We start from the raw sequence: 21,016 nt of genomic DNA, 5'->3' as shown, positions 1-21,016 counted from the left end.
AGGGGCCAACAATATCAGGGTTGGCTGTCCCGCTTTAATCCCGCCAACTCGTCCCGCAACGCGCGTATCTCGGCCTGCAGGTCCGCGAGGGTCGGCTCGGGGGTGGACGCGGCGGGCGTCTCGCCAAAGACGTCCCCATGGCCGTGCGTCTGCATCGCGTCGACAATGATGCCGATGAACAGGTTCAGCACGGCGAAAGAGGTGACCAGGATGAACGGCACGAAAAACAGCCACGCCTGCGGAAACACGTTCATCACCGGCCGCACGATGCCCATGGACCAGCTTTCCAGGGTCATGATCTGGAACAGGGTATAGGCGGAGCTGCCGATGTTGCCGAACCATTCCGGAAAGCGGTCGGCGAACAGGCTGGTGGCCATCACCGAGAATACGAAATAGATCACCGACAGCAGCATCACTACCGAGCTCATGCCGGGTACGGCATGGAGCAGGGCGCCGACAACGCGCCGCATGGCGGGCACGGTGGATATCAGCCGGAAGACCCGGAGGATGCGGAGCGCCCGCATGACCGAGAGGAACTCGGTGGCGGGAATCAGCGCGATGGTCACGACCAGAGTGTCGAAGTGGTTCCAGGGATCGCGGACGAAGTCACGGCGTTGCCCCACCACCTTCAGCAGGATCTCCACCACGAACACTGCGAGAATCACCCGGTCGGCCAGTTTGAGGAAGCTCCCGGCCGCCGCCATGGCCGCCGGGCTGGTCTCCAGCGCCAGCACCAGGGCGTTCAGCACGATCAGGATCGTGATCCAGCGTTGCGTGGTGGCGTTCTCGACGAACGAGCGGATACGGTCGGTCTTGGTCATCTCACTTGCGCCCGCTACGCGTACACCGCCTCCCTGATGCGGGACCAATCGGCATCGCGGTATTCGGCAACGTAGGTAGCTTTGCCATGCAGCGCGACGCGTCGCAACCCGGGACACTTCGGGAAGGCGCCGCTCAGCAGGCTGTTGAGAAACCGGTCTGGCGCCCTTCGACTTCGCTTCGCGAACCCCTACGAATCGTCATTCCCGCGAAAGCTTGCCCTCGACCCCGATCGGGGGCGGGAATCCAGGGGTGGAGCGGGGCCAACTGGCCGGTGTCCCCGCCCACGCCCCGCCACTAGACCACCGGTTCGAACACAAGCTCCGGCACCACCACCTCCCAGCGGTCGCACTTGATGATGTGGTGGTACTTGGGGTCCGATATCTCGCGGTTCCACGTCACGATGGCCAGTACCGCGGCGGAGCGGCAGCGCATGCTGGCGGGCGGCTCGAAGCTCGCGGCCAAGCGTCCCACCACCACGCCGTTGCCGTCCAGCAACTCCCGGCGGCCTGCATTCGTGAGCCGCATTGCGAGCGGATCGCCTGGCGACAAGGCGGCGATGGCACGGTGCGTCGGGTGGCGGGCACCATGCCGCCCGGCGAATCCCAGGTCCACGTCCTGGAGACCGGGTTGGACGTGGCGGTATCGAAGCTCGGCGGGGGAGGGCGAAAGCACGGTGGGGTCCCGGTGCAGCACCGAATTCCGTTCGAGCAGTACGTCTTGGATTGTGTGCTGTCCCTCGAACCGCGCGAGCGCCAGGGTCGCGCGCGCCCGCGTCATGGCGACGTAGTACAGTCGGCGCGGTGCGTCGGGGTCCTCGTCGCGGCCGACGCGCTCCCAGCCGCCGTCGAGCACGGCCACGTGGTCGAACTCAAGGCCCTTGGCGCGGTGGGCGGTGAGCAGGAGGAGGCCGCGCTGGCGCCGGCGGATCTCCCGGCCCCACTCGGCCAGCCACTCGATGAAGTGGTCGACGGCGGTCTCGCCGCCGCCGGTTTCCAGCGCGTGTTCGTCCATGGCCTGCCGCAGCAACTCGTGCCAGGGGTTGGACGGCTGTCTTTCCGTCCACTCGCGCAGGACGGCGCTGTCCACGAGCCCGGCGTCGCAGCCCCGCAGCCATGCGACGAAGCATTGGGTCTCGCGCAATTGCCAGAAGCCGGGGATCTCCTCGTTGCCCATCTGCGCGGGGATATCGTGGTGTTCGCAGTACGCGCGCACCGGTACGAGATAGCTCCACTCGCGCGCGATCACGGCGCACCGCCGCCAGTCCCAGTCCGGTGACAGGGCCGCGAGCCGCCGCAACTCGGTCATGACGACCTGGGCCTGCACTACCGGATCCCTCGGTTCGACGTCACTTGGGACCGGCAAGATCTGCACCCGCCCCCGCCCCACCGGATCCAGCTCCTGCCACGCGCCTCCGGGCGCGTCCTTGGCCCGTGCGGCGTTGACGCGGATGGGATGCTCGTCCTTCATCCGCTCGCGTGCCCGCTCGATCACGGCGTTGGCCGCGTCGATGATGTGGGCGGTGGAGCGGTAGTTTTCGACGAGGTGGATGGGCTTCGGACCGTAGTCCTGCTCGAAGCGCCGGATGAATTCCACCGAGGCGCCGTTGAAGGCGTAGATGTTCTGGTCGTCGTCGCCCACGGCGAACACGGTGAGCTTGCCGTCGTCGTCGTCAAGGGTACGGCCGGCCAGCGCCGAGATCAGTTCGTACTGGTCCGCGGCGACGTCCTGGTACTCGTCCACCAGGATCCAGCGGAAACCGGCCAGGAGCCGGACGCGCTGCTCGTCGGCGTCTTCGGGCGGAACCCCTTGGCCGCGCAGGAGGTCCACCGCCCGGCGCAAGACCTCCCGGAAGGACGCGTCGTCGGGACGCTCGGCGCGTCCGGTGAAGCTGGCTCCGGTCAAGCGCATGGCCAGGGCGTGACAGGTGAGCACGGTCACGCCGCGCGCGTCCGCGCCGATCAGCTCCCCGAGGCGGCGGCGGATGTCCACGGCCGCGTGCCGGTTGTAGGCGAGTGCCAGGATGCCGCGGGCGGTCTCGCGCCGCGCGCGGATGAGATAGGCGATGCGGTGGACCAGCACCCGGGTCTTGCCGGAGCCGGGACCGGCGAGCACCAGCACGTTCGTCTGCTCGCGGTCGTCGGCCACGATGCGCTGCTGGACGGGGTGCTTGAGGTCCTCGACGATGGCCCTCCACGACTCCGGCGTGGTCTGTCTCCCGATCTCGCGGGCGCGTCCGGGCAGCCAGCGTTGGAGGAACGCATCCTGCTTCATGGCGAAGTAGTCCAGCGCCATCCGGGTCGCCTCGGCCACGGCCGCCAGTCCGCGCTCGGCGAACTCCACCATCACGTGGACCTGCAGCACCTGTCCGCGGTAGTGAAGCGCCAACGGTGTGAAGTCGGCGTTGGTGAAGCCCCGCCGCTCCCGCTGCAGGTGGATGGTCATGGCGGGGCGGAATACCGTCAATCCCTTGTTGAGGCGGATGACCTCCAGCTCATGCAGCCACAGCAGGGCGCGGTCCAGCAGCCTGGCCGGGTGGCGGACTCGGCTCTTGATCTCCAGGTCGGATACCAGGGCGTGGGTGAGCCGGCCCAACGTGGTCTCCGCCAGAAGGTCCGTGCCGCGGGTGCCTTGTGGAAGACAGTCCAGGAGGTGCTGGAGCAGGAGCTTGGCGCCGTCGCGCCGGATGCGCGCGGTCTCCTCCAGCGCTTCCCATTCGCGATGCAGCGTCACCCGGGCGATCTCGGAGTCGAGCTTGCGCGCGGTGAGGCTGCCGGCGGCGCCGTCCTCGCCGCGGCCGTCGTAGGCGATGCCGCGGAGGATACGCCACAGCCGCTCCGGCAGGGAGCCGGTCAAGCCCTCGTCCCGTAGCACCTGGGACGCCACGCGCAAGTGCAGCGTCGACGTGTCGTCCTTGCCCAGGTCCGGCGCCGCCTCGCGCATGTGCCGGATCAGCGCGACCTCCAGTTCGGTCGCCGCCTCCAGACGCTTCAAGGAAGAGTGCTCCACGCCCGCGTGAACGAACGCGGTCAAGGACGTGTCGTTGCTGGCGATGCCGAAGCGTTCCAGGTCGTAGAGGGCGTGGCGCACGCCCTCGGGGCTGAGTCCGGACACGCCCATCAGTTCGTCGGTGGACAAGCCCTCGTCCGGCCTGGCGTCGATCAACGCCGCGGCCACGCGTTCCAACTGGTCGCCATAGGCCGCCGCGATGGACGCGCGCCGGAGACGCTCGCGCACCTCCTCCGCCGACCGAACCCGCAGCGACGAAGGGAACACCTGCACGCGGTTCTCTTCCCGCGTGAGCAACTGGGTCTCCTCCAGCCAGGCGACGGCGGTGCGCACGCGGGTGTCGTCGGTGGCGGAGTCACGCTCGAACACCTGTTCTTCGTCCTCGCCGAGGATCTCGCCCGCGGTGGCTACCACCTCCCCGCCCATGCGCTTCTTCCGGTCCAGGTTGCGCAGTGCCCGAAGGATGCCGTGGATCTCCGCGCGCGTCAGGCGCGAACGCGCCGACATGCCGAACTGCCGCTCCACGTCCTCGGCCGAGTACAGCAGCACGCAGCGCGCCGCGGCCCGGTCGCGTCCGGCGCGGCCGGCCTCCTGGAGGTAGTTCTCCAGCGAGCCCGGGATGTCGGCGTGGATCACCAGGCGCACGTCGGGCTTGTCGATGCCCATGCCGAAGGCATTGGTGGCGGCGATGGTGCGCAGGTCGCCGTCGATGAAGCGCCGCTGCACGTCCTTCTTGGTCTCGGGCGAGAGCCCCGCGTGGAAATGGTCCGCGGCGACGCCCTTGAGTTGCAGGAACGCCGCCACCTCTTCGCTCTGCCGCCGCGTGGCGCAATAGATGATGGCGCCGCCGGGGGCGTCCGGCGGCAGGTGCCAGGTCAGCACCTGGTGGATGTCGGGGAACTTCGCGCCGCCGGAGGTGGGCATGACCTCGAAGGTCAGGTTGGAGCGCTCGACGCCGCCGTTGATGACCGCCAGCTCGATGCCGAGCCGGTCGCGGAAGTGGCGGGTGATGTCGCCCACGACATCGGGCTTGGCCGTGGCCGTGAGGCACAGCACCGGCGGCGGCTCGCCGTCGGCCCTCTCCTTGATGAAGCGGCCCACGTAGAGGTAGTCGGGGCGGAAGTCGTGTCCCCAGCGCGACAGGCAGTGAGCCTCGTCCAGCACCCAGGCGCCGATCTCCCGCTGGCCGAGGGCGCGGCGCAGGGAGGGCGCCCGGAGCTGTTCGGGCGAGCAGAGCAGGATGCCCGCGTCCCCCAGCCGCACCCGGTCCAGCGCGTCGGCCCGCTCGGGCATGGACAGCAGGCCGTTGACCGCCACGCAGCAGGTGATGCCGCGTGCCTCGAGTCCCGCCACCTGGTCCGCCATCAGCGCCACCAGGGGCGAGATCACCACGGTCAGCGCACCGGTCTTGTCGTAACGCGACAGCGCCGGGATCTGGTAGCACAGCGACTTGCCCGTGCCCGTGGGAAGGATCCCGAGCACGTGCCGGCCGGCCATGGACGCCTCGACGATGGTGCGCTGCATCGGCCGCCCCGCGTCGTCCACGGGTTCGGGCCGGAAGTCGGTGAAGCCGAACCAGCGCTTGAGCTCCTTGCGCGGGTCGTGGCGTTCCCGGCACCAGCCGCACGCCGGCTCCGTGCAGGCCGTGTCCCGCAGCCGCCGCACCAGCCACCCCGCCTCCGGGAACTGGTGGCGCACCCAGGGGGGCATGACCGAATTGCCGCCGGCCACCGAAAGCCACGCCAGTGCATAGGCCAAAGACCAGCGGGAGCGGGCCGTCGCCGCCGCATCCCGGGCGTGGGCGTGTTCGTCGGACTGTGCTCCCACCACCTCGTCCGCCTGGACGGCGCAGCCGGCGCCCTCGAACCGCCTCCGGATGGCCGCGTGCGCTTCCGCGTCCGAAGGGCGGCCCGCGTTGTCGCGGAAATCCGAGAAGACCACGTCCAGCGCCCGGTCGGCGCCCTTCGGCGACGGTGTGACGAGCCAGTGCCACGCCGTCAGGAGATCGGCGTCCGCCTTCCGGAGCGCGCTTCGCTGGTCGCCGAACACCTGCAATGCCAGGCGGGCGTCCAGTTCGGGATCGTTCAACTGCCGGCGCCGCAGCCCGCCGTCCTGGTAGTGCTTTACGAGGTGGTGATAGGGGTTCCGCGGGAACGCCAGCGGGTTGAGGCGCAACGTGTCCACCGGGGGCAGCCCGAGGAGTCGCAGGCCGGGCTTCGCGGCCCGCAGATGGGGCAGGTCGAAGGCGATCAGGTTGTGTCCGAGAAGGAAGGATGCGCCGTCGGTGAATACATCGAGCCTGTCGAGGGCCGAGTCGAGGCCGCCGCCGGAATGGGTCAGCGGGCGTCCGGTATCCGTGCGGATCGCACCGAAGGCGTGAATGGTCCCGCTCTTCTTGCCGACCTCCAGGTCCAGAGCGAGGCAGCGAAAGAGGAAGGGATCCATACGGTTCATTTTCGTATCAATATTCTATTATCGTATCAATGCCGACGACCTCGGACTCGACCTGCGTGTTGTTCCACCGGGCACGCAGGCTGCCCACCCGTGCCAGTCCTGGTTCTTCAACAGCCTGCCCGTGTCACCCGAAGAATCGGCCGGACAGTACGCTCGGTCAGAAGCTCAACGAGATGTCGCGGTGGCGCGACAGGCAGGCGGCCACTTCTTTGGCCATCGGGGTCGGCAGCCGCTCGAGCTGCCGGATGCCGATGGTGTCACGCAGGGCGTGCTCGTACTCGGCCAGACCAGGGTCGAGGTCTCGGGCGGCGCGCGTGCGCCATTCGATCTCGCGCTCCAACCGGGCCAGCGCCTCGCCCAGCCGTTTCTCGGCGCGCTGGCGGCCGGACGCGCCCCGCCTCAGGTCGGAACGCGCCTTCGAGAGGGCGTCCCGCAAGTCGTGGGTTCCGGGAACCGTTCGCAGCGAGCGCTCGGCGTCGCGGATCGCCGAACCCGCCTGTTGGGCGGGTTGCGTGGTCACCATCTCCGGCAGTGCCCTGAGGCCCGCGCCGGCGGCTTCCAGCTCCGGCACCTTGGCAAGCATCTCGCGTACCGTGAGCACGGAGGAAGCGGCATCGTCGACATTGCGCCGGTAGTTGCGCCGGGCGGTGTTCTCCTTCTTCTCGAGTGCCAGGTAACGCTTGTGCAACTCCTTCTCGCCCTCGGGGCGCGTCGCCTCCACTTCGGCCCTCCGCTTCGTCAGCTCCTCGACCTCGTGGCGCAACGGCGCCACCACCTCGGGGTCGGCATCGCGTCCCAGCCGCCGGATGGTGGTGCGGATCTCGCGGACCTCGCGGTCGATGCGCCGTTCGTCCGCGTTGATGCGCCGGACCACGGCATGGGTGGACTTGTAGGTCTCGCCGAAGGCGCTTCGTTCCGCGTCGGTGCGGCGCACTTCCGCAACCAGGTCGAAGGTCCGGGCCGCCTTCTCCATGCCGCTCGTCAGGCTTCGGCGCAGCTTGTCCGGCAGATAGCTCGTATCGAGGCCCCGCGCGGTCCGGATGCTCGCGCGTATGGCGTCGCCGTCGCGGTCGTAGATCTCGAAGAGATTCTGTTCCAGGCAGCGCTGGAGGCGCGGGTTCCGGGGCGGCGGCGCGGTCTCGCCGGTGAGGGAGGTGCGCGCCGGCAGGTAGTTCACCAGGGGAGGATAGAACCCGACGATGCCCAGGGCCACGAGTTGCAGCACGATGAACGCCACCACACCACGGTAGATGTCCGTGGTCAGCACCGAGGGCGGTGCGACGCCGCGCAGATAAAACAAGGCGAAACCGAACGGCGGCGTCAGGAAGGACGTCTGCATGTTCACGCCGATCATGACGCCGAGCCACACGGCGGTGATGTTGGCGGAGGGATCCGACAGCAGGATGGGCGCCACGATGGGCACCACCACCACGGCGATCTCGATGAAGTCGAGGAAGAAGCCGAGAACGAAGATCACCGCCATGACCACGATGAACTGGGTCCAGAAACCGCCGGGCAGGGTGGTCAGGAACTCCTTCACCAGTTCCTCGCCGCCGAAGCCCCGGAAGGCCGCCGTGAGCATCGCCGCGCCCAGCAGGATGATGAAGACCATGGCCGTGGTCTTGGCGGTCTCCACCATGACGCCCGCGAGCATGTTCTCCGTGCGGTAGGCGCGCCAGCCGCTCCATGCCACGGAGACCAACAGTCCGGCCACCGCGATGGCCGCGGCCGTCACGCCCACGGCCTCGGATACGCTGTGGATGGTGCGTATGTTCAGGTCCACGGTGGCCAGCAGGACGAACAGGGCGATGAGGGAGACGCCCGCGATGATGGCCGGCGTGTAGGATCCGCGCTGTCCTTCGGTCAGGCGGTAGCCCGCCATGATGGTGGCGCCCACCGCGCCGATGGCGCCGGCCTGGTTGACGGTGGCGATGCCGGCGATGATGGAGCCGAGCACCGCCAGGATCAGCGCCAGGGGCGGCACCAGCGCCAGCACCACCCGGACGGCGAACTGACGGTCGAAGCGCCCTTCCAAGGGGATGGCGGGAGCCATGCTCGGCCGTATCAGCGCCACCGCGAGAATGTACATGACGTACAGGCCCACCAGCACCAGTCCGGGAACGATGGCGCCCAGGAACATGTCGCCCGCGCTGGCCGAGGTGATGTCGAACTCCGTGGGCATGACGAAGTTGCCGGTGGCCGCCTTGTAGTCCACCTGCCGCAGCGTGCTGGCCTGGTCGGTGGCGTTGGAGAGCTGGTCGGCCAGGATGATGAGCACGACGGAAGGCGGAATGATCTGCCCCAGGGTGCCGGCCGCGGAGATGGTGCCGGTGGCGAGTTGGCGCGAGTAGCCGTTGCGCAGCATGGCGGGCAGGGAGATGAGCCCCATGGCCACCACGGTGGCGCCGAGAATGCCGGTGGTGGCGGCGAGCAGCGCCCCCACCAGTACCACCGAGATGCCGAGGCCGCCCGGGATCGGTCCGAACAGGCGCGCCATGGTCACCAGCAGGTCCTCGGCGATCTTGGAGCGCTGCAGCATGATGCCCATGAACACGAACAGCGGCACCGCGATGATGGTGTCGCGTTCCACCTCCCAGTAGACGCCGCGGAAGTTGGTCACGCCGGCGGTGAGCCACTGGACCGGGCCGTCCTGGGCGAAGAAGGAATGGGTGTCGCCGGTGAAGATGTAGCCGGTGAGCGCCGCCAGCCCGATTGTCAGGATGGCCGAGCCGGGCAGCGCGAAGGCCACCGGGAAACCGGAGGCCAGCGCCGTGGCCATGGCCAGGACCAACAGTGCGAGGAAGAGGGATTCCACTTCAGGACGGCTCGGGTGTCGGGTGGTTCGCGGCCTGCCCGCGCAGCACCGCCATGGCATCCAGGAAGTACGCCAGGAACTGCGTCATCATGGAGACGGCGTACACGGCGAGGAATCCCGCCATCAGGTACTTGACGTAGAGGCCGAAGCCGCTCTGGGAAGTCTCGAAGTAGAGCAGCGGACTGTTGATGACGGAGGCTTGGCCCGACATCCCGACACCCAGGATGGTCCAGCACAGTGGCACGCCTAGAACCATGGAGCCCCACGCGTTCACCAGGGCCTTGCGCTTTTCGCTGAAGTGGGTGAACAGGACGTCCACGCGTACGTGGCCCCCGGCGACCAGGGTGTGGGCGCTGGCGAACAGGAACAGCGCGGCGTACCAGAAACGCACCAAGTCGCCCATGAAGGCCTGCTCGTAGGAAAAGATGAAGCGGGCGATTACGATCTGAAACTCTGCCACCACCACGAGGAGCGAGAGCCAGATGAAGTCCAGCCCGCGCTTGAAGCAGGCGACTGCGGCCCCGGCCAGGATCAGCGGTATGTGGACGTAGGTGCCCCGGAAGCTCGGGACTCCCAGCTTCTGACCCAGCGTCTCGCCCAGCACCGCGGGCAGCAAGCCTTCCACGCGCAGGAACGAGATGACCCCGTCGACGATGCCGATGAGGAATGTCGCCCAGAAGGCGGTGGCGATGATGTACGTGGTGACCGCCTTGAGCAGCGCGGCGTCCGACGCGAAGGCGCGTTCGCGGGTCCTGAGCGCGAGGACGAAGATGACGGCCACCGTAAGGACGTAGCTGGCGAGTTGCAGCCACGCCTGGAAGATCACCGCTCCGCCGAGCGGCGCTTCTGTCCCGACCCCGAAGACGCGCGCCGGTCCGGGCCAGCCCTGCCAGAAGTCGAGATAGTTGTTGAAGAGGAAGACGAAGGTCAAGGCCGCCAGCGACAGGGCCAACGCGCGGTAGAGTGCATCCGCCGTGCCGTGCCGTCCCCCGCCCGCGTCCGCCCGAGACGTTGTCACCGTGGAAACCCGTAGCGGCTTGTAGTCCGATGGGGCGGCTCCCGGTGCGGAGCCGCCCGTCGTTCCTTATCTCTAGGTGCCCAGCACGCGGTTGCGCTGTGCCACGTACGCCTGGTCGGAGACGTTCGACCAGCCGCCGACTTCTCGCCGGGACTTGTCGAAGCTCTCGTGAATGCGCTTGGCGAGGGCGCTGTGTTGCACCACGCCGTCGAAGACTTCCTGGGCGGCCTTTCCGAAGGAATCGTAGATCTCGTCGTTGAACTTGCGGACCTGGACTCCCTGATCGCGGGTGAGCCGCGCAAGCGCCGCGCCGTTCTTGGCGTTGTATTCGGACATCATGACGTCGTTCTCCGTCGACGCCGCCGCCTCGATCAGCGCCTGGTCCGATTTCGACAACGATTCCCAGAACTTCTTGTTGAAGCCGGCCGACAGCATGGAGCCGGGTTCGTGCATGCCCGGATAATAATAGTACTTGGCGGCCTCGTAGAACTTCATGACTTCGTCGTTCCACGGCCCCACCCATTCGGTGGCGTCGATGGCGCCCGACACGAGGTTCTCGTAGATCTGGCCGCCCGGCAGGGACACCGGCGAGGCGCCGAGCTTAGCCATGACGTCGCCGCCCAGGCCGGGGATGCGCATCTTGAGGCCCTTGAGGTCCTCGGCGCTGTTGATCTCTTTGCGGAACCACCCGCCCATCTGGACACCGGTGTTGCCGCACATGAGGCCCTTGAGTCCGAACTCGCCGGCCAACTCGTCCCAGAGCTCCTGCCCTCCGCCGAAGCGGATCCAGGCGTTCATCTCGGTGTACGTGAGGCCGAAGGGCACGGCGGTAAAGTAGGCCCAGCCGGGATGCTTGCCTTTCCAGTAGTAGTCGGCCGCATGATAGGCCTGCGCGTTGCCCGACGCCACCTCGTCAAAGGAGTCGAAGGCGCCGACGCGCTCGCCCGCGGCGAAGTAGCTTACCTGGATGCGACCGTCGCTCATGTCCTGGACGCGCTTGGCGAAGCGTTGCGCCCCGGTCCCGAGACCGGGAAAGTCGCGTGGCCAGGTCGTCACGACGGCGATCTCGATGCGGTCCTTCACGATGGCCGGCGCCGCAGGCTGTTTGGCCACGGGCGCCGGCGCTGGTGGCGCTTCTTGCTGGCTCGACATGTAGGCCGCGGTTGCACCCGCGCCCACCACCACGCCGACTGCTGCCCCGGTGAGAAAGTCACGACGATTCATGGATCCCCTCCAGTGAGTGAATTTGTTGGTCTGACGGATCGTTGGTCGACTCGCCCCTTACGAACCCACGCGCGACGACCCAGCCAGACTCGTGCAGGCGAAAAGCCTGCCACGCCACGACACTAGTCACCAATACTACGACGAGCAACGTTCCAACGCAACGGAATTGTTGGGGGAGTTGTCGAAATGTGATGTGACACTCCGCGCCGTCAAGCGCGTTCCCTGACGCTGCTCACGAGTACTCCGAACACCGCGAACGCCACTCCCGACCCCAGCAGCATCGCCAGCGTCATGCTGTCCAGCCAGGTGATGAGCTGTCCCATGGCCACCGGCGTGGTGAGGGCGGCGACGTAGTGCATGGACATGATGAGGCCGCTGGCGGCGCCTACCCGGCCCTCGGCGACGGTGTCCTGGGCCAGCGCCACCACCAGCGAGGGGATCGGTGACTTGCACAGGCCCAGGAGACAGATGCCCGCGGCCAGGGCCAGCGCATGGGCAAGCCATCCGTAGACCATCAGCACCACCAGCACGCCCGGGAAGGCCCCCATCAGGATGATGCGCTTCCGGCCCATCCTGTCGGACAGCATCCCCAGCCCCATGGCCCCGAGAATGGGGGTGGCGCCCCAGGCCGCCATCACCAGGCCCGCCTCGTCGAGCGTCAGCCGGACGGTCTCGCGCAGGAACGTGGGTGTCCAGGAGGAGGTGATCCAGAACACGGACCCGCCGAAGAACTGCGCCGCCGCCAGAAGGTACATGTTACGGTTCATCACCGGCGGTCGCCGGGCGTCGGCCGCATGAGGAGCGGTGCGGGCCCGGGCGGGTTCGCGGATGCGCAGCCACTGGACCAACGCGATGGTGGCGGCGATGCAGCCCACCGTGGCGGTGGCGCCGCGCCAGCCGAAGCGCTGGATGATGGCCGCGGCCACCAAGGGGCCGCTGACGCTGCCGAGGCCGTAGGTGCCGGAGAGGAGGCCCATTCCGAACCCTCGTCTCGAGGGCAGGAGATCGGATACCAGGGACAGGACCGAGGCGGTGATGATGCCGTATCCCAGGCCGGCCAACGCCAGGAAGGCGATCGTGGCCCCGTAGCTCTGGGCCGTCGATACGAGACCGAATCCAAGGCCCAGGGAGAACCCGCCGGCGACCAGCACCCTGCGCCGGCCGAGACTGTCGGACAGCCGCCCGGCCGACCAGCTCGCGCACGCCGCGACCACGAAGATGGCGGTGAAAAGAGTACCCGCCCACACCTCCGAGAGATGGAGGCTGGCCCGGATTTCCGGCAGGCCTATCCCCATCACCGCCACTACCATTGCCGGGCCCACGGCGGAGAGGGCCGCAACCAGTACGGACCCCCAGTCGGTCCGGCTGGACTCGGGAGTCGCGGCGGCCGGCACGGGTCAGAGGTCCCGGCGTGGCGGAGGAACCGGCCCCGCAGCGAGCGGGGCCGGACAAAGGGAGGAGACGATCAAGCTAATGGCCGGGACACTACGCGCCGAGGGCGATCTCGTTGATGCACGGGAGCCCGCTGGCCACCGTGCGGCAACTCGAGCCTTCGACGATCATGATCTCGCCTTCCGACGTGGCGGCGATGATGCCGGGACCGTCGGGGTCGGGCACGGTGTCCATGATGCCGCCGGGCAAGTCCTCGGCCACGGTCTTCCATCCGGAGGCGTCGTGCTCGCTGCGCAGGATGGCCGCGCTGGCCCGCACCTTGCGCACCCAGGTGTTGGGCCGGCCCAGCGTCACTCCGACATACAGGCTGCCGTCATCCGTCTCGGTGACGGTGGTGCCGTAGGTGCGGACGTCGGACGGCGTAATCTCGTCCCAGTGGCCGGCGCGGTCGCGGCTGCGAAAGATCCCCTCGCCGCAGGCCGCCACCACCATCTCCGGCTCGTGCTTGCAGTGGTGCAGTTGATGGATGTCGCGGTCCCACAGGCCTTCGTTGGCCGTGTGCCAGTCCGCGCCGTTGTCGTCGCTCACCAGCAGGCCGCCCACCTCGATGCCGGCGTAGAGCCGTGAGGGCGAGGCAGGGTCGCCGGTGAGATAACGGGTGCGCGGCGCCTGGGCCGGGTTCGGCGGAAAGACGCCGCAAGAGCCGCCCTCGCGCACTCCCGGCAACTCCTCCCACCCCTTGCCGGGAGCGCCGTGGAACAGCGCCGCCGGCCGCGTGCCGACGTACAGCGAACCCGGCAACGCCCACAGCGAGAAGATGTCGAGATGCGGGACGTTGGGGCTGGACCGTGTCCAGCTCTCGCCGCCGTCGTGGCTGTAGAACAGCCCCGAGTGCTCGGTGCCGCCGTAAACCGTCCGCGGATCTTCGGGGTCCACGGCGATACAGCTCAGGTTCCAGAACGTCAGGTCCCGTGCCACCTGATTCCAGGAATCGCCGTTCTTCTCGAAGCGGTACCACCCGGAATGGGTCATGACGTGCAGCGCCTTCGTGTGACCGTTCGTATCGCTCATTGGCGGTCTCCTCCCGTGGGTTGGGATGTGAAGTGGACAGAGTATGCGTGGCGACAAGCTAGCCGAGCACTACCAGTCTTGCCGCGGGAGTGTCAAGCTCGCTCGCGCCCGTCAGGCGTCCGCCAGCAGCGGGTTCAGCGTGCGAAAGAACTCGCCGATTTCGCCCTGGTGGCTGTAGTCCGCCAGGGGTTCGATGTGGGTGGGTTCGCGGTTGACGATGGCGAGGAGCGCGCCGGCCTGTTTGGCGATGACGGGGAAGGACGCCGCGGGCTGGACCACGAGGGACGAGCCGACGACGATGAAGATCTCCGCCGCCTCGCTCCAGATCTGGGCCTGGCTCATGGCCGCCTGGGGCATGGCCTGGCCGAAGGAGATGGTGCCGGTCTTGAGCAGGCCGTCGCACGCGTCGCAGCGCGGCGACGTGAAGGTTTCCCCGAGGCTCGCGAGAACCTCGTCAGGGTCGAAGAGCTTGCCGCAGCCCAGGCACACCACAGTGCGGTCCGAGCCGTGCAACTCGACGATCTTCTCGTCCGACACGCCGCCCCGGCTGTGCAGGCCGTCGATGTTCTGGGTGATGAGGCCCAAGAGCTTGCCGCGCTTCTCAAGGTCGCCGATGGAGGTGTGGCCGATGTTGGGCGTCACGTCCTTGTAGAGCTGGTAGCTTTCCTTCTTGCGCTGCCACGCCTGGACGCGCGCCTCCTCGCTGCTGACGAACTCGTCGTAGTAGACCGGCCGCATGCGGCTCCACTTGCCGCCCGGGCTTCTGAAGTCGGGAATGCCGGACTCGGTGCTGATGCCCGCGCCGGTGAAGAAGACGATGTCCGTGGCGCGGCGGAGTCTTGCGGCGAATTCGTCGAGGTCCATCAGCGTCCTTCCTTCGAGTCGGGCGGTCCGCCCGGGTGTCCTGTCGCCGGTCAGTCGCCGAGGAGCCGCGTCGTCATGTGGCGGATGTGGTCCTGCCCGCCGAAGAACACGGCCAGGACACGCACGCTCCGGAGTTCGTCGTCGACATCGAACCAGTAGATCGCCCGTTCGATGGGCAAGTGCCGCACGCCCGGCAGGAGATCGTCGTGGCGCTGGCCCCGGTGGGGCATGGCCGATATGCTGTCTGTCGCCGCGCGGATCTCCCGTATCCGTGCCTCCGCATGATCGAGTGCGCTCTCCAGGTTTTCGCCGAAACCGACGTAGCTGTCGAAAAGATGGTCGAAGATCAGTCCGAAATCGCGTTCCGCGTCGGCCGAGAACTCAAGACGATACGCCATGTGCCCGGCGCTTGCGTGAAAACATCTCCGCCAACGTGCCGTCCATCCGTTCCGCGCTGACGAAGGTACCGGCGCGACGGCGGGTGAGAACTTCCCGCAACGCCGCAAGCTCCAGCTCTTCGGCGTCCATACGCTGGCGGAGCATGTCCACACCTTGCTGGAGTACAGCGCTGAGACTGGCGTAGCGGCCGCTCTCCACCAGTGTCCTGGCGAAGGCATGCTGCTCGTCGGTGAGGGATATGGATGACTTGACAGCCACGAAGGGTCTCCTTTACCCGCAAGGTGCCACTTGGTAGCACCGATGTCAACGGCGCGTTGCTCCGTACGGTACGTTGACTCGGTCCGTGCGGGGCGATAAGGCATGGTTGCAGGGCAAGCCGGGTGCCGGCGGGACGCGCGAGGGGCTACAACGGACATGAAACTCGTCAGACGATCGAGGCAGGGAAGGTAATCAATGGCGACAGGCAATATCGTGGGCGTGTCCACCCCCCGGGTGGAGGGTGTGGGCAAGGTGACGGGCGAGGCGGTCTACGCGGTGGACGTGACCCTGCCGGACATGCTGTGGGGCAAGGTGCTGCGCAGCCCGGTTCCTTACGGAAAGATCAAGCGCATCGACACGAGCCGGGCGGAGCAGGTGCCGGGCGTCCGGGCGGTGGTCACGAGCGCGGACGTGGCCGGGCTCAAGATCGGCCGGCGGCTGCGCGACATGCCGATCCTGGCCGAGGACGTGGTGCGCTTCGTGGGCGAGAAGGTGGCGGCGGTGGCCGCAGACAGCGAGGAGGCGGCGGAACGGGCGGCGGAACTGATCGAGGTGGAGTACGAGGACCTGGAGCCCTTGCTGGACCCGCTGGAGGCGGTGAAGCCCTCGGCGCCGCTGCTCCACCCCGACGTCGTGAACTACGACGGTCTCATGGCGCCGCTGGAAGAGCCCACCAACACCTTCGTGTACCTGTCCTGGGGCAAGGGCGACATCGAGCAGGGCTTCGCCGAGTCCGATGTCATCGTGGAGAACACGTTCTACACGCAGTCCCAGCACCAGGGCTACATCGAGCCGCATTCCTGCGTGGTGGACGTGAAGGAGGCGGGGAACGCGGATATCTGGGCGTGCAGCAAGACGCCGTTCGCCCTGCGCCAGCAGATCGCCAAGGCCCTGGAGGTGCCGTTCGAGAGCCTGATGGTGCACCCCTGCTACATCGGCGGCGACTTCGGCGGCAAGGGCGACTTCATGGACGTGGCCGTGGCCTATGTGCTGTCGCGCAAGAGCGGGCGCCCGGTGAAGATGGTGATGGACTACGACGAGGAACTCATGGCCGGGAACCCGCGCCACGCCTGCACCATCAAGGTGCGCACCGGGGTCAAGCGCGACGGCCGCATCATGGCGCACCACCTCGACTTCATCTTCGACAGCGGCGCCTACGGCGCGTTCAAGCCCATCGGTTTCCTCTTCGGCGCCCAGGAAGCGGGCGGTCCGTACAACATGCCGCACCACCTGAGCGAGGAGCGGGTGGTGTACACCAACAAGATCCCGTGCGGCCACATGCGCGCGCCCGGGGACCCGCAGGGCTTCTTCGCCACCGAGAGCCAGATGGACGCGGTGGCCAGGGAGCTGGGCCTGGACCCGGTGGAGTTCCGCCGGATCAACCTGATGCACGACGGCGACGAGTCGCCCACCGGCCACGTGATGCATCACATCAAGACGGAGGAGACCCTGGATCTGGCCCTCGTGGAGTCCGGCTACCGCGCTCCCAAGGGCCCCACCACCGGACGGGGCGTGGCCGTGGCCCAGTGGCTGCCCCTCGGGGGCGAGTGCTACGCCTTCGTGACCATCGACACGGCCGGGGCCATCACGGTTTCGTGCGCGGCCATGGACCAGGGCAGCGGCACCTACACGGTGCTGCGGCAACTGGTGGCGCAGGAGCTCCAGGTGCCGCTGGAGTCCGTCAACCTGGAGACCCTGGACTCCACCCAGGTGGAGAAGGACCAAGGCCTGGGCGGCAGCCGCGGTACCCGCATCTACGGCAACGCCGCCTGGTTCGCGGTGACGGCGGTGAAGGAGGAGCTGCTGCGGATCGCCGCCGAGGCCATGGGAACGGAGGCGGCCAGGCTGGCCCTGGCCGAGGGCGGCGTGACCCAGCTCGATGCCGAACGGCGCATGACCTACGCCGAGATCGCCCGGGCCAAGGGCGCCGAGATCCGCGGCGAGGGGTACTACAACGACACCACCATGGGTCCCGAGGCGTCCATGTGCGCCCAGGTGGTGGAGGTGGATGTGGATCCCGAGACCGGACAGGTGCGGCTCGACAAGGTCACCGTGGCGCTCAACACCGGTACCATCATCAACCCGCTGCTGCACCAGGGCCAGATCGACGGCGGCATCGTCATGGCGGTGGGCTACGCGCTCATGGAGGAGGTGCTGTTCGACGACGGCAAGGTCACCACCGCCAACCTGGGCGACTACAAGATCCCCACCATACGGGACGTGCCCGAGCTGCGTACCGCCCTGATCCAGTCCGACACCGGCAGCGGCCCCTACAACAGCATGAGCATCGGCGAGACCCCCGTCATCCCGTTCGCCGCCGCGGTGGCCAACGCCGTCGCCGACGCCACCGGCGCGCGCATCCATTCGCTGCCGATCACGGCGGAGAAGGTCCAGTCGAGGATGTCCCGATCGGGCACGCCGGCCACCGGAACCGGCCAAGGCCTGGACAGTGTAGTGTGAAGCCGGTCAAGAGGCAGGGCCCCCGCTTCGCCGGCTTCATGTCCACCTGGTGGGTCGTGTTCGCCGGCGCCTTCGCGCACGCCGTCAGCACCGGTCTGGCCTACTTCGGCCTGGCCGCCTATTTCCCGTCCTTCGAGCGGGAGTTCGGCTGGAGTCGCACCGCCATCTCCGGCGCCTTCTCCATGGCCCGGGTGGAATCCGGACTGCTGGGTCCGGCCGAAGGGTACATGACCGACCGCCTGGGGCCGAGGCGCGTGATGTACCTGGGCACCGTCATCTGCGCGCTGGGGTTCCTCGGCATGAGCTTCGTGAACTCCCTGCCGATGCTCTACGTCACCATCGTCGTGGGCATCGTGCTGGGTTCCAGCGTCGGATTCTACATCCCCGTGAGCGTGGTGGTGGCGACGCTCTTCCGCGCGCGCCGGAGCCTCGCGTTCGGCATCTTCCGGACCGGACCGGGGCTGTCCGGACTGCTGGTGCCGGTGGTGGGCCTGATGATCGTGTGGTGGGGCTGGCGCGCGGCCTCGGTGGCCTCGGCGGTGATCATCGTGGCCATGGGGTGGCCTCTCGCGCGGGCCATCGGGGGGGCGTATGAGCGCAGTGTCGGCCTCGCGGAGTCACCGCGCGACACCACGGCCCGGGGGGCGGCGGCCAAGGCCCCCGCCCCCGAGATCTCGCTGTCGGTGAAGGAGGTGCTGCGCACCCGTTCGTTCTGGTTCCTCGCCGGGGTCATGGGGCTGCGGCAGATGGTCACCGAGGGCCTCTCGGTCCACTTGGTCATCCTGCTGGTGGACCGGGGGTGGGCGCAGGAAGTGGCGGCCGGACTGCTCGGCGTCTCCGCCCTCATCGGCGTCCCCGCGCGCCTGGCTTTCGGCTGGATGGGGGACTTCATCGAGAAGCGCCTCTTGATGATCGGCCTGCTCGGCACCCTCAGCGTTTCGGTCCTGACCATGGCCATGACCGATTCCTCCACATGGTTCATGGCCGGCCTGGTGATGTACTCGCTCTGCTACGGCGGCCTCGCCTCGCTCCAGGAGCCTATTCGCGCCGACTACTTCGGCGTGCGCCACTTCGCCAGCATCCAGGGCTTCAGCCGCATGTTCGTGACCGCCGGCAGCGTCATGGGGCCCGTCAGCGCCGGCTTCTTCTACGACCTGACCCACAGCTACACGATCCCCCTCGCGATCTTCGCCGGATCCGCGTTCGTGTCCACGGTGCTCATGTTCTTTACGCTGCCGCCGGCACGCGACTCGCGGAGGTAAGGAACGGGGCGCGACGCCCCCAACCGTCTTTCCCGCGAAACAGGCTGTGCTAAAACGGCCGTTTTCCCGGCGGGAAGTTGCAGCACAGTCCGGTTCATTGTACTCGTTGAGGCGATGAGTAAAACGGGATTCAGTGTCCCCAGGGAGGAACGTTACTTCGAAGACTACGTGGCCGGTTCGGTGCACGAGTTCGGCCCTATAAGCCTTGACGAAGACGAGATCATCGACTTCGGCAAGCGGTTCGTGCCGCAGCCATATCACATCGATCGGGAGCTGGCGAAGAAGACCCTTTACAAGGGGCTTATCGCCAGCGGTTGGCACACGGCGGCGGCCATGATGCGGGTCTACTCGGACAACTATCTTTCGGCGGTGGCCAACCTCGGCTCTCCCGGCGTGGACGAGTTGCGCTGGACCAAGCCGGTGCGGCCGGGGGACGAGTTGACGGTGCGGGTGACGGTGCTGGAGACGCGGCGGTCGAGTTCGAAGCCCGACCGGGGCATCGTCAATTCGTTGCTGGAAACCTTGAACCAGGAGGGCGACGTGGTCATGAGCATGAAGATGATCAACTTCATGACCGCCCGCCAGACGTCCGGGTAGCGGGCAGCATGGTGTCCTTCGACCGTGCTTCGCTACGCTCGGGACGCCAATACAACCAACGGAGCGAGGAGAGGCGTGATCTACGACATCGAAATCAACTCCGCGGCGCACTATCCCGCGGCGGACGTGGTGAGCTTGGTGGAGCAGGCGGAGCAGGCCGGTTTCGGCGCGTTCTGGAAGGGCGAGTCCAACAGCACCGATCCCATGGTGCTGATCTCGGCGGCGGCGAGCCGTACCAGCACCATCAAGCTGGGGACGGCCATCTACCACATCTACGGCCGCAGTCCGGTGACCCTGGGGTTGCAGGCCGCGACGCTGCAGGACCTTTCGGGCGGGCGCGTGCTGCTCGGACTCGGGGTGGCCAACAAGGCCATCGCCGGATGGCACGGCGGCGTCTTCGACCGGCCGCTGCGGCGCGCGCGCGAGTACATGGAAATCGTGCGCGCGGTGGTGGCCGGGGAACGCGTCGAGTACGAGGGGGAGATGTACACGACCGGCAAGCGCTTCCAGCTTTCGTGGAAGCCGCGGCACCCGCGGATGCCCGTCTATCTGGCCGGTCTGGGGCCGCAGATGACCCGGCTCGCGGGCAGGATCTCGGACGGGGTCTTCATCAACATGGCGACCGTGGACAAGATCCGCGAGATCGCGGACCGCACCCAGGCGGCCGCCAAGGCCGTGGGGCGCGGTCCGGTGGACGTCATCGGCAAGGTGCGCGTGTCCCTCAACCCCGACCGCGAGGTGGCGCGCTCGAAGCTCCGGCAGGCGCTGACCTTCTACAACATCGCCGACCACTACAGCACCATGCTGCGGGAGCAGGGCTTCGTCGCGGAAGTGGACGCGGTGCAGGAGGCGTTCCGGAGCGGCGGCTTCAAGGCCGCCATGGGCGCCATGAGCGACGACTACATGGACCGGCTGCCGGTGATTCCGGCCACCTCGGTGGAGGAGATCAAGGACCGGCTCGCGCCCTATGTCGAGGCGGGCGCGACGCGGATGGTGGTGCCCTACGTCCCGGTGAGCGAGCCCGTCGCCGAGGACGCGGCACGGTTCATCACGGCTTGGGGAAAGGCATCCGGCTGACGCTCCATTAGGACGTCTACAACCAATTCAACCATCGAAAAGCGAGGAGAACGCATGTGTGATTTCGCAGCAGACGCAGAGGCCGCGGGCATCCTGGTAGGCCGGACCCTCACCGTGGAACGCGTCCGTCAGCTCAACGCCAAGGACTACTTCTACCAGATGCTCAAGGACAACCCCGAGATGCTCAAGATCTATCCGGGCATCGAGGACGACTTGTTGGAGAACGCCATCGACTGCCACATCCACGCGTATCCCGACTTCGTGCACCGCTCCCAGGACATGATCGAGATCGCCATC

Annotated in this window: 15 protein-coding genes; 5 read left to right on the top strand and 10 right to left on the bottom strand. The window is 67.6% G+C overall.

Features of this window, described 5'->3' with window-relative positions; all coding sequences use genetic code 11:
* Positions 1-14: 14 nt before the first annotated feature.
* From OXF11_12500 to OXF11_12455, 10 genes are all read right to left on the bottom strand, one after another.
* Positions 15-821, bottom strand: a complete 807-nt coding sequence (locus tag OXF11_12500; protein ID MCY4487915.1) for an ion transporter — start codon at positions 819-821, stop codon at positions 15-17.
* Between the two features lie 295 nt (positions 822-1,116).
* The gene (locus OXF11_12495; GenBank protein MCY4487914.1) at positions 1,117-6,273 is read right to left on the bottom strand and encodes a RecQ family ATP-dependent DNA helicase; all 5,157 of its coding nucleotides are present in this window, start codon (positions 6,271-6,273) and stop codon (positions 1,117-1,119) included.
* Between the two features lie 166 nt (positions 6,274-6,439).
* Entirely contained in the window at positions 6,440-9,097 is a 2,658-nt protein-coding gene (locus OXF11_12490; protein MCY4487913.1) for a TRAP transporter large permease subunit, read from the bottom strand.
* A gap of 1 nt (position 9,098) precedes the next feature.
* Positions 9,099-10,115 (bottom strand): TRAP transporter small permease subunit, encoded by a 1,017-nt coding sequence (locus tag OXF11_12485; protein ID MCY4487912.1) that lies wholly within the window; start codon positions 10,113-10,115, stop codon positions 9,099-9,101.
* Positions 10,116-10,187: 72 nt separating this feature from the next.
* Positions 10,188-11,339, bottom strand: coding sequence for a TRAP transporter substrate-binding protein (locus tag OXF11_12480; GenBank protein ID MCY4487911.1), 1,152 nt, complete (start codon positions 11,337-11,339; stop codon positions 10,188-10,190).
* 209 nt (positions 11,340-11,548) lie between these two features.
* Positions 11,549-12,733, bottom strand: coding sequence for an MFS transporter (locus tag OXF11_12475; protein ID MCY4487910.1), 1,185 nt, complete (start codon positions 12,731-12,733; stop codon positions 11,549-11,551).
* 91 nt (positions 12,734-12,824) lie between these two features.
* Entirely contained in the window at positions 12,825-13,802 is a 978-nt protein-coding gene (locus tag OXF11_12470) for a hypothetical protein (GenBank protein ID MCY4487909.1), read from the bottom strand.
* 111 nt (positions 13,803-13,913) lie between these two features.
* On the bottom strand, positions 13,914-14,666 hold the full coding sequence (locus OXF11_12465; protein MCY4487908.1) for an NAD-dependent deacetylase: 753 nt from the start codon (positions 14,664-14,666) through the stop codon (positions 13,914-13,916).
* A 50-nt stretch (positions 14,667-14,716) separates the two neighbouring features.
* Entirely contained in the window at positions 14,717-15,064 is a 348-nt protein-coding gene (locus OXF11_12460; GenBank protein ID MCY4487907.1) for a type II toxin-antitoxin system RelE/ParE family toxin, read from the bottom strand.
* Positions 15,048-15,323, bottom strand: a complete 276-nt coding sequence (locus tag OXF11_12455; protein MCY4487906.1) for a type II toxin-antitoxin system ParD family antitoxin — start codon at positions 15,321-15,323, stop codon at positions 15,048-15,050. Before OXF11_12455 ends, OXF11_12460 begins: the two co-directional genes overlap by 17 nt.
* Before the next feature lie 195 nt (positions 15,324-15,518).
* Between OXF11_12455 and OXF11_12450 the strand changes: the two genes are divergently transcribed.
* The 5 genes from OXF11_12450 to OXF11_12430 form a co-directional block, all read left to right on the top strand.
* Positions 15,519-17,783 (top strand): xanthine dehydrogenase family protein molybdopterin-binding subunit, encoded by a 2,265-nt coding sequence (locus OXF11_12450; GenBank protein MCY4487905.1) that lies wholly within the window; start codon positions 15,519-15,521, stop codon positions 17,781-17,783.
* Positions 17,780-19,045 carry an MFS transporter gene (locus OXF11_12445; GenBank protein MCY4487904.1) on the top strand — a complete coding sequence of 422 codons (1,266 nt, stop codon included), beginning with the start codon at positions 17,780-17,782 and terminating at the stop codon, positions 19,043-19,045. Before OXF11_12450 ends, OXF11_12445 begins: the two co-directional genes overlap by 4 nt.
* 114 nt (positions 19,046-19,159) lie before the next feature.
* Positions 19,160-19,642: a MaoC family dehydratase gene (locus OXF11_12440; protein MCY4487903.1), complete on the top strand. Its 483-nt coding sequence runs from the start codon at positions 19,160-19,162 to the stop codon at positions 19,640-19,642.
* A 75-nt stretch (positions 19,643-19,717) separates the two neighbouring features.
* Positions 19,718-20,719, top strand: coding sequence for an LLM class flavin-dependent oxidoreductase (locus OXF11_12435; protein MCY4487902.1), 1,002 nt, complete (start codon positions 19,718-19,720; stop codon positions 20,717-20,719).
* 54 nt (positions 20,720-20,773) lie between these two features.
* Positions 20,774-21,016 (top strand): hypothetical protein (locus OXF11_12430; GenBank protein MCY4487901.1); only part of this gene is annotated, 243 nt, incomplete at its 3' end.

It is taken from the genome of Deltaproteobacteria bacterium (genome assembly GCA_026712905.1).
In the GTDB taxonomy this organism is placed as follows: domain Bacteria; phylum Desulfobacterota; class Binatia; order UBA9968; family JAJDTQ01; genus JAJDTQ01.
This window is presented reverse-complemented; position numbering and strand designations above follow the sequence as displayed.

Excerpts from the sequence above, each read along its gene's own strand:
- OXF11_12495 (MCY4487914.1), bottom strand. The coding sequence starts at position 6,273 with ATGGATCCCTTCCTCTTTCGCTGCCTCGCTCTGGACCTGGAGGTCGGC.
- OXF11_12450 (MCY4487905.1), top strand. The coding sequence starts at position 15,519 with ATGGCGACAGGCAATATCGTGGGCGTGTCCACCCCCCGGGTGGAGGGT.
- OXF11_12440 (MCY4487903.1), top strand. The coding sequence starts at position 19,160 with ATGAGTAAAACGGGATTCAGTGTCCCCAGGGAGGAACGTTACTTCGAA.
- OXF11_12470 (MCY4487909.1), bottom strand. The coding sequence starts at position 13,802 with ATGAGCGATACGAACGGTCACACGAAGGCGCTGCACGTCATGACCCAT.
- OXF11_12460 (MCY4487907.1), bottom strand. The coding sequence starts at position 15,064 with ATGGCGTATCGTCTTGAGTTCTCGGCCGACGCGGAACGCGATTTCGGA.
- OXF11_12480 (MCY4487911.1), bottom strand. The coding sequence starts at position 11,339 with ATGAATCGTCGTGACTTTCTCACCGGGGCAGCAGTCGGCGTGGTGGTG.
- OXF11_12465 (MCY4487908.1), bottom strand. The coding sequence starts at position 14,666 with ATGGACCTCGACGAATTCGCCGCAAGACTCCGCCGCGCCACGGACATC.
- OXF11_12500 (MCY4487915.1), bottom strand. The coding sequence starts at position 821 with ATGACCAAGACCGACCGTATCCGCTCGTTCGTCGAGAACGCCACCACG.